7 protein-coding genes and 1 pseudogene are annotated in these 9392 nt (G+C 56.6%); 1 reads left to right on the top strand and 7 read right to left on the bottom strand.

Features of this window, described 5'->3' with window-relative positions:
* Nucleotides 1-260 precede the first annotated feature (260 nt).
* Entirely contained in the window at nt 261-1886 is a 1626-nt protein-coding gene (locus tag ACYVG7_RS08730) for a methyl-accepting chemotaxis protein (protein WP_460882765.1), read from the top strand.
* A 115-nt stretch (nt 1887-2001) separates the two neighbouring features.
* On the opposite strand, the gene ACYVG7_RS08725 is transcribed toward ACYVG7_RS08730, so the two are convergent.
* The 7 genes and pseudogenes from ACYVG7_RS08725 to ACYVG7_RS08695 form a co-directional block, all read right to left on the bottom strand.
* On the bottom strand, nt 2002-3087 hold the full coding sequence (locus ACYVG7_RS08725; protein WP_460882764.1) for an IS66 family transposase: 1086 nt from the start codon (nt 3085-3087) through the stop codon (nt 2002-2004).
* An 8-nt stretch (nt 3088-3095) separates the two neighbouring features.
* On the bottom strand, nt 3096-3488 hold the full coding sequence (locus ACYVG7_RS08720; RefSeq protein ID WP_410198439.1) for a transporter substrate-binding domain-containing protein: 393 nt from the start codon (nt 3486-3488) through the stop codon (nt 3096-3098).
* A gap of 162 nt (nt 3489-3650) precedes the next feature.
* A complete protein-coding gene (locus tag ACYVG7_RS08715) occupies nt 3651-4358 on the bottom strand; it encodes a M48 family metallopeptidase (protein WP_460882766.1) in 708 nt (235 codons plus the stop codon).
* A gap of 8 nt (nt 4359-4366) precedes the next feature.
* Nucleotides 4367-7498, bottom strand: coding sequence for a type I restriction endonuclease subunit R (locus ACYVG7_RS08710; RefSeq protein WP_460882763.1), 3132 nt, complete (start codon nt 7496-7498; stop codon nt 4367-4369).
* Nucleotides 7499-7572: 74 nt separating this feature from the next.
* Entirely contained in the window at nt 7573-8637 is a 1065-nt protein-coding gene (gene darG / locus ACYVG7_RS08705; RefSeq protein WP_024941051.1) for a type II toxin-antitoxin system antitoxin DNA ADP-ribosyl glycohydrolase DarG, read from the bottom strand.
* Nucleotides 8634-8930: a DUF4433 domain-containing protein gene (locus tag ACYVG7_RS08700; RefSeq protein WP_460882762.1), complete on the bottom strand. Its 297-nt coding sequence runs from the start codon at nt 8928-8930 to the stop codon at nt 8634-8636. Before ACYVG7_RS08700 ends, darG begins: the two co-directional genes overlap by 4 nt.
* A 71-nt stretch (nt 8931-9001) precedes the next feature.
* Nucleotides 9002-9282 (bottom strand): annotated as a pseudogene (locus ACYVG7_RS08695) (DarT ssDNA thymidine ADP-ribosyltransferase family protein); the annotation flags it as partial.
* Between the last annotated feature and the right edge of the window lie 110 nt (nt 9283-9392).

The raw sequence follows: 9392 nt of genomic DNA, 5'->3' as shown, positions 1-9392 counted from the left end.
CCTGGAACGTCCCGCTGGAGCCCATTGCAAAAAAAGTGGCGCAATACAACGAAGGCAAGTAGGTCGATTTAGCGGCGCTTACCGATCACGATGCCAGGCCGCAATTGAATACCTGCTTATTTTTACATTCACTGATCTTGTTAAAGAGAAAATTCTCAATTGAATATTTAGTCTAACCGATCACAAATTAAAAATTGTTGATGTGATTCAGTTGAAACGCTGGATGCGTTTTTTTTTCTAAAAAATGATGGAGCGTTGGCATGTTAAAAGATCTATCAATCAGTAAAAAACTGGTGTTGTCGTTTTCTCTCTTTTTTATCCTGTTGCTGTCGCTGGGGGGCATGTCGTTCAGCCTGCTAAGCGGTGCCGAAGAGAAGTTTCATATCACCAGTGCCCAAATCATACCGGAAATGCTCGATAGTGCGGCACTCAAGCAAAACCTGGCGGATGTCCGGCGCTTGGAGCTGCGCTTCATGTTGCTGGGCAATGCGGCCAATCTACCTCAGGAGGAGCAGTTGGTGGCCGAGGTGATGACCCGGGTGCAGCAGAGCCTGGCGGATTATGAGAGTAATTTGCGCACCCCGGAGCAGCGGACGCTGTTCGAGGAGTTGCGCAACAAGTGGCAGGCTTATCTGCCCCTGCACCAGGAGATCATGAGCCTGAAGCGAGAAGGGCAGACCGGGATGGCGTCCCAGAAGGCGGTGGCATCCGTTGCGCTCTACAATGGGCTTACCCCCCTGGTTGGCAAGCTGATGGACCTGAACCAGCAGCAGGCTAGTGCCATGGAGGCCCAGTTTAACCGTGCCAATAAACAGGCCAAGCGCTGGATCGTCGGTTCGCTACTGGCGGCGGCGTTGCTGGTGTTTGGGCTGGCCTACTGGCTCTCCGGCCAGATCAAAAAGCCGCTGGCGCACCTGGTGGAGCAGGCCAATCGGCTCTCCAGAGGCGATTTGAGCGGCACGCTGGATCCGCGCTGCTTTGCTCGCGACGAACTGGGTCAGCTGGCCTCGGCCTTTGGCAGCATGCATACCCATCTGCGGACCCTGGTTGCCGATGTGGCCGCTGCCGTTCACCAATTGGGAACGGCGGCGGAGGAGGTCAATGCCATCGCTACCCAATCCTCTCAGGGGGTTGCCCAGCAGCTCCAAGAGATCGATCAGTTGGCCGCCGCCATCAACGAGTTGCAATCCACGGTGCAGGAGGTGTCGCGCAACTGCAACGAGGCGGCCAACTCGGCCAGTACGGCGGCGGGGGACTCCTCGGCGGGGTTGCATGCCGTGCAGTTGGCCATCAAGGATACCGGTGTGGTGGCGCAGAAGCTGGAGCAGGCCGGGCAGGTGGTGGATCATCTGCAGCAGGATAGCCAGAGCATCGGTGTGGTGCTGGAGGTGATCCGCTCCATCGCCGATCAGACCAACCTGCTGGCGCTCAATGCCGCCATCGAGGCGGCACGGGCCGGTGAGCATGGTCGGGGTTTTGCCGTGGTGGCCGACGAGGTGCGCACCCTGGCCAAGCGAACCCAGGACTCTACCAGCGAGATCAACCGCATCATAGATCTGCTGCAGAGCCGGGCCCGCGAGACGGTGGAGAATATGGATCATAGCCGTCAGTTGATGGACACCACGGTGAACAGTACCTCGGATGTGGGCTCCATGATCCACAAGGTCACCGAATCGGTGGCGCTGATCTCGGACATGAACACCCAGATTGCCACCGCCACCGAGGAGCAGAACTCGGTGACCGAGGATCTGAACCGCAACATAGCGGTGATCCATGAGGCGGCCAACGAGGTGGCCAGTGGCGCCGAGCAGACGGCCTCCGCCTGCCTCTCCCTGAGCCAGTTGGCCGAACAGCTGCAGGGACGGGTTGCCCAGTTCCAGTTGTAAGCGTGGTGTGCTGCATTCAGTTCCTGCCGCCATTCGGCGGCAGGAAATCCAATAAGGTCAAATAGGTACAAAATAATCAAGTAACTTCTCATTAAGTCGTGGCGATGGGCTCCTTTTACCGCTGGTTGATCAGTTCAGCTAGCGGCACAAATGGACCACCATTTATCCTCTCCTGCAGATATTTCCAGAACGACATACCCAACTTTCTGCAGGTATTTTTCAGACTCATAAATGTATCCCGGCAACGTCTCCCTTCCTCGCTGCGGGTGCTTCCGCTCACCTTTCGCTTCTTCACATGACCCCGGATGTCCCGCTCGCTACCATTGGTGTGCAACGGCACCTCCGGCCGCTTCAGCACCAGCAATAATTCGTCCTTGTGTTCGCGTAACCGCTTCAGCAGCCGGTTCAACAGTACATACACTGTCTTCTGTCTGAATATCCGGTCAAACAAGCTCGATAACTGCTTAGCCCTCTTGGTCGAAGGGGCACTCTGGTAGGCTTTTAGCGCCCGATAAAGTATCCATATCCTTTTTCTCACCCGCTCTACCGCTTTTCTTTGCTGCTCGCCCACCGGGTTCAGGTTATGCACCTGTCGTTCCGCATGCACCCAGCACAATCCGTGCTGCAACACGCTAAACTGCGGGGCTCCATCGCTGATCACCGCCAGACGCTGTATCTCTTCCCGCTCCAGCAGGGCCCCCAGCAGCGCGCCTTCGATCACCGTCTGCTGATGCTTGCGCCCGCTTATTGCCAACGACGCCTGCCACTCCTGCCACTGCGTCTCATCCATTGACTCACTGGATTTCAAGGCGACTTTGCCCAACGGCTCCCGGGGCAGCTTCTGTTGCCGCATGTACTGCAGAGCCGACGCGTTGATGACATAGCTGGCATGCTCTCCCTGCAACAGCGTCAGGAAATTCACCCGGCTCTTGCTTTGTGTCGAGCTGAACCAGGCGAAGAACTCGTTGCCTATCTGCGTGACATAGCCATTTTTGCCCTGATGTCGGGCACCACTGTCATCCACCGTTACATGTCCATGCGACAGACCCGCTCGTAGCAGGTCATCTTTCTCGGCATGGAAGCGCTCTTTGTCCTTGCTCAGGAGATTGTCCAGTTGCCCCGATGACAAGCGGACACCCCACTCCCGCAGCTGCTCCAGCAGCAGGGGTTGGGTGACATAGCAGTGATGGTGCTGGTACAAGATATAGCTCAACAGGGTCGGACGGGCGTCTCGTTGAGTAGTGACAGAGCATCACACTCGCCAGCTCGCGCCTTCAGGAGAGACTCATCCCAAGTTTTGGTCGGTACCAGTTTGAACGACAGAGCCGCGCGTTCGGCAATCAGTTGCCGCAAATCATGAGCGATACCGACCTGCTTGCCATCTGGCGTTACTGACTCGAATGGATGCCAATCTGGATCGATACACAACCGGACGGTCGTCGGTACCCCAATAGAAGGCACTGCCTGCGCAGCACTGAACACCCCAAATAAGCCAATCAGTCCCCACAATACCCCGAGTTGCCACCCGCTAGTTTTTCTTATTATTGCCACTCGCCCCCGCTTGCATCCATGCAAGCCCAAGTTACCTTGTTGACGCACCATCAAACACCTCTTGTAACTTGGCAACCGAGTGCAGCATTCAACACCATGATGCTCGTCCAGAATTTTAGGTTCAGCACTATAACAGCACGTAACCAGTGATTGAGTTAGACTGAATCGCTACTGTATTTTTAGACACAATCTTGCTGTCTGGGAACACGCTATTCAATACACCCACTCTTCAAACGCCAGCGGCTGGTTGTTGAGTAAGTTTCGGCGCTCGCGCCAATCGGGTAGCCATGTATCCATCAGCGATTTGAAGCGTTCGTTGTGGTGCCGCTCCAGCAGATGCACCAGCTCATGGACCAGAATGTACTCCAGACAGGCGTGGGGTTTCTTCGCCAGCTCCAGATTGATCCAGATGCGTGATGACTGGGTGTTGCAGCAGCCCCACATGGTCTTCATCTTCTTCACGCCCAATATCGGCATCTCGACGCCGAGGCGCTCACACCAAGGGCCAAACATTGTTTCCAGTTGCTGCTTGAGTTCATCGCGGTAGAAACGGCGCAAGAGCTCCTGCCGGTTTTCAAGGCTGGTTCCGGGCTGCACCAGCAGTTGCAATCGATTGTTGCTCTGCAGACGAACCTGATGTCGTCCCATCTGCTCCACTACATCGAGACGGTATTTACGCCCCCAGAGAAAATGTGACTCGCCAGAGACCATCTCCCGCTCAGGCTGCCTGGGCTGGGCGGCAAAGGCCTGCTGCTGACGGCGGATCCACGGCAGGCGGGAGATCACCGCAGTGCGGATGGCAGTCTCGGTCATCGCTTGCGGTGCTGATACCCGGACAAAGCCATCGGGCGGTAGCACATTGATGTGCAGGTTTTTTATCGCCTTGCGATGCAACTGGAACACCAGCTCACCCACCTGCATCTGCTCGCTCACAGGTACTCCTTCTGGGCCTTGACCAGCTCCATCACCTCGCGCACTTCAACGTCATATCCCGTGATCTCCTCCATGATGGCAAAGGCTACTTCCCGCTCCTTGAAGCGATCCCCATGCCAGTCGGCTTTCTTGGTATAGCGCACAGCGGTATCAATCTTGGCCACCAGCAGTTCATCCTTGCCCAGATTGTCATACAGAGCCCGTCTGGCCGCTGTATTGATACTCTCGGGATAGGCGCTCTGGCTATGGCTCTGCGGATGTTTCACCTGCTTGGCCAGCTCGCGTACCTTCTCCAGATACTCCTGGTAGGAGATGGCCTGCTGGCGGCGCAACTCGATCAGCTCATCGAGCAGAACCGACATCTTCTCGTAGTATTTGGGGTTGACCGGATTCTCATCGACTATGGTTCGGCGCACGTTGTTTTCAATCGCCTCGGCCATCGCCTCCTGATTTTTTCGCATCTCCTTGGGGAGCCCTTCCAGCGCCTCCGGGCCGCGCTGGATAATGAGCTCCAACAGCCCCAGCTCTTCAAAGTCCATCAGCGTCTCGCTGGGGTCCGCATCCACCCACAGATCCAGCATTTGGCGCATACCCGGCTCGAACTGCTTCATATCCACCAGATCACCACTGGCCAGTTTGATCCCGTCACGCATAGAGGCGAAATGTTCGACCTCCTGCTTAATCGACTCCGCCTGCGAGGCGCTGTAACCGGCCTCCTCCAACTCTCCCGCCAAATTGGTAAAGGCACGGATCAGCTTGGCCACAAACTGATACAGGGTCAGACGCAATGCCTCTTTCTCGCTCAGCGTCTCTTCATCAGCGCCCTGCTCACAGCAGAAATAATGCAGATAATCGGGTAGAGACTTGGGCGCCTTCACCGGCTCACACAGGGCGCGGACGGCTTCCAGGGCGTTATCCAGATCCTCTTTGGCCTGGGCCAGTCGATCCTTGAGCAGCCCGGCCACATCCTCCTTGTCATAGCCTGCGAAGGCCTCGGCCGTATAGTCGTTGACCGTCTTCTCCAGCGACTTGAACAGGTCTTTGTAATCGATGATGTAGCCGTACTCCTTGTCGTCACCATCCAGCCGATTCACCCGGCAGATGGCCTGAAACAGGTTGTGATCGGCCATCTTCTTGTCGATGTAGAGGTAGGTAGCAGAGGGGGCATCAAAGCCGGTCAGCAGCTTGTCCACGACGATGAGTAGCCGCATCTGGCCCGGCTCTTTGATAAAACGCTGCTTGACCAGTTTTTCAAACTCTTCGACCCGCTTGGCCGCCTCATTCTCCGGCTGCTCGAAATAGTCGGCCAGCATCTTGCGGTAGATGTTGTACTTGGCCAGCTTCTCCGTCAGCCCTTCGCCCGTCTCCTCGCCCTTGATCTCGCTGGCATTGGGTTGGTAACTGGTGACGATGGCGCACTTGCCAGCAAAACCGGCCTGGCTGAACATCTCGTAACTTTTGCAGGCTTGATAGACGCTGGCGCAGACCAGCATGGCATTGCCACGACCATCGGCCAGCCGGGGCTTGCGCTCGAAGTCGAGCAGAATATCGGCCACTATCTGCTCCAGCCGCGAACGACTGGAGAGCAGCTTCTGCATCGAGGCCCATTTCTGTTTAAGCTGTTGCTTGCCCAGCCGACTCAGCTTGCTGGTTTTCGAATCAAACCACTCATCCACTTTCTTCTGGGATTTGACCCGCTGATCGATGTCCCGCGCCTCGTAGCGCAGATCCAGCACCACGCCGTCACTCACCGCCTCGTTGAACTTGTAGGTGTGAATGTAAGGACCAAATATTTCAATGGATTTTTTCTTGTCCAGCTTCATCAGCGGCGTGCCGGTAAAACCGATAAACAGCGCCTCTGGCAACAGGCTCTTCATCGCCCCATGCAGCTTGCCGGACTGGGTGCGGTGACACTCATCGACAAACACAAACAGCTGGCCCTTGGGGCTGAAGTCCGAGGGCAAGCTGCGACGCATATCAGCAATAAAATCATCCGAGCTGCCTTCATCTTCGTCATCCGACTCGCCTTCTGGCGTACGACCGAACTTATGCACTAGGGAGCAGATCAGCCAGGGATTATGGGCATGCAAACGGGCCACCAGATCAGCCCCGCTCTTGGTGCGCAGGATCTCCTCCTCCACCCCGCTGAATACCTTTTCGATCTGCTCATCGAGTTCGGTACGGTCGGTGATGATCAGCACCCGGCTGTCGGTCACATTTTCGCGGATCCACTTGGCCAGCCAGACCATAGTCAGGCTCTTGCCGCTGCCTTGGGTGTGCCAGATGATGCCGCCATCCCGGCGGCGGATATATGCCTTGGCGGCACGGATGCCGAAATACTGGTTATGACGGCAGGTCTTCTTGGTGCCCGCATCAAACACGATAAAGTCGTGGATCAGCTCCAGAAAGCGCGCCTTACTGCACAACTGCGCCAGATGCTGGTCCAGCAGATTGGCACTCGGCTGCTCGACATGGTCGGAATGTATTGGATCGGCTGGCTCTTTCCACTCCAGATAGTACTTCTCGGGGGTTTCGATGGTGCCGTAGCGCACGCCCTGGGTGTCGTTGCCCGCCATCACCAACTGCATGGTGGTGAAGAAGTTACGGATAAAATCCTTCTTCTGGTTATCCAGGTTCTGGTGGATACCTTCAGAGACAGAGACGGTAGAGCGCTTGAGCTCAATGACGCCAAGGGCAATGCCGTTGACATAGAGCACCAGATCCGGCCGCTTCTTATGCTCGCCCTTGACCGTCACCTCTTCGGCGATGGCAAAGTCGTTGGCCTGCGGATTAGTCCAGTCAACAAGCCAGACGGTCTGGTTCTGCTCGCCTGCGCCCACTTTTTCCTTCACGCCATAACGCAGCAGGCGATAGACCTCCTTGTTGGCGTCATAGAGGATGCGCCCTTCGCCCAGGCTCGCCGCTCGATCCAGTTGCCTGAGCACCTTGGGGATCAGCGCCGCGTCCACGCCCCGCCCCACCAGCCAAGCGGTCAGCAGCTCCGGCTCGACATTCCGGTTGTTCTCCCGAGTATGCCAATCCCCCAGATAGCGATAGCCCAGCTTCTGTTCGAAAAGATGGATCATGCGGTTCTGGGTTGCCCGCTCCCGTTGGCCGACTGAAATCATGCTCTCTATCCCTGTTATTCTCTCAAGCCGCCGCGACAACCGCGCAGCCGCTCTGATTCGTTATACCCACTTCGTTACACCAATCCCTGCTGCAAGCGGGTCAAGGCGATCTGCAGGCTGCGATCATCAAACAGCCGCGCCTTACGCTCACCCCACGGGGTTCCCGCAGGCCAGCGGTGCAACCCCTCGCGCAGCGCGCTCAGCGTCGGCGCACAGCCCTCTTCGGCGATCAACCAATCCACCGTGGCCAATAACTCCATGCCATAGGGCGACTCAAAACCATCGATTAACGCGGTCGTCTGCTCCAGTATCGGTAAAAATGCTTTGGCCTCGGTCTGGAGATAAACGGCAAGCTCTTGTTTTTTCGCCTCATTAAACCAGATGACATCAAACGGCTTGCTATCCGGGATGCGCTTGTCGGACTGCAGATAACTGCCGTCCATCGCATTGAGCAGATGGGTCAGATTGTTGGCATAAGGGCCATAACGATGGGCCTTAAACTGCAACTGCAACGGATCCCCCAGCGGGTTGCGGCCAATGACCCGCGCCAGAAACCAGGCTAGTTTCTGGATTTCCAGCAAGCTGCACTCCATCCCTAAAAACCAGTAGCGACGTACCAGTTCAGCAATCAGGGCCCGAGCCGGAGTCAGCTCCGCCACCCCGCCGCGCTTGGCCACATTTTGGTACTGGCGACTGGGCTCATAGAGCAGGATATCGATATCCAGATCGCCCAGTGCCGTTTCGATCGCCTGTTTGACCTCTGGCCAAGGCAGACCACCGTTGCCAGCCCCCAGCGGCGGAATGGCAATCGAAGAGACCTGCTGCGCCTGTAACCAGGCCCGCAGATCCTGCAAACCCTCCTGGATCCACGCCATCTGTGCCGGATTGCGCCAGTGCTGTTTGGTCGGAAAGTTGACGATCCAGCGCGGCCCCAGCAGCTCACCCGTCTGGGTAATAAACATCTTGCCGGTGACGACGTCACCCTGCTTGCACGCCTCGGCATAGGCACGCATATTGGCCGGGAACCGCTCCTTGAACATCAAGGCAATCCCCTTGCCCATGACACCGACGGTGTTGACGGTATTTACCAGTGCTTCCACCGGAGCATCCAGCAGGTTGCCTGTTGTATATCGAATCATCTGAAATACCACCCATCACGGACATAGACGGGGCGCGCGACCCCGACCCGATTCATGCATTGTTCCACGCGGTTCTTTATCTCTTCGTTGTAACACACCACACCCAGCAACGCCTCGATGGGGCAATGTTGATGGATCAAGGCCTCGGCCTGATAGCGTTCCAGCTTGCTCAAATCGTCCGCATCACGCTTGAAGTCACGGCGCTGCAACAGTGGCCAGTCAATCCGCCCCAGATCGCCAAGATCGGCATAGAAATTGGCCCACTGGTAATAGGCATGGCTATCGGTAAACACAAACGGTACCCCAGTTCAGCCAGGCGATGCAGGCTGGAAACCAGGATCAGGATTTCATCATTTTCACGCTGGGGAACACCGCGCCCCGAGTGAATATTGCTGAGCATGGGCGAAAACGGCGTGAAGTAGAAGGGTACATAGTCATTCAACACGCCGTAAGGCTCCAGCGGCACCGGATGGCGCGCTTGGCAATCAGCTCCGGCAACCCGATATGCACCCAGTGCGGGTTTTGCTGCTGACCATTCCCCGCCCACAGGCCATGGGTCAGGATCCATTCCAGATTATCCCGATGCACGATCCGGAATATCAGCGCCTTCTGCGGATTCAGGCTCTGGCTATAGTCATAGGCCATGGGTGGCTAGCTCCTGCGATACCCAACCAGGGCGAGATCGCGAACGTTTTTTAAGCAGAACATGAGGGTTTGACCGACCGTTCTGGGTGTGATCTTATACTCTCTTTTAC

Source organism: Pseudaeromonas pectinilytica (assembly GCF_054780855.1).
The sequence above is the reverse complement of the archived record's forward strand: the minus strand, read 5'-3'. Positions and strand labels throughout refer to the sequence as shown.

Coding starts and splice junctions, on each gene's coding strand:
- ACYVG7_RS08715 (WP_460882766.1), bottom strand. CDS start 4,358: ATGCAGGTGGGTGAGCTGGTGTTCCAGTTGCATCGCAAGGCGATAAAA.
- ACYVG7_RS08710 (WP_460882763.1), bottom strand. CDS start 7,498: ATGATTTCAGTCGGCCAACGGGAGCGGGCAACCCAGAACCGCATGATC.
- ACYVG7_RS08720 (WP_410198439.1), bottom strand. CDS start 3,488: ATGGTGCGTCAACAAGGTAACTTGGGCTTGCATGGATGCAAGCGGGGG.
- darG (WP_024941051.1), bottom strand. CDS start 8,637: ATGATTCGATATACAACAGGCAACCTGCTGGATGCTCCGGTGGAAGCA.
- ACYVG7_RS08730 (WP_460882765.1), top strand. CDS start 261: ATGTTAAAAGATCTATCAATCAGTAAAAAACTGGTGTTGTCGTTTTCT.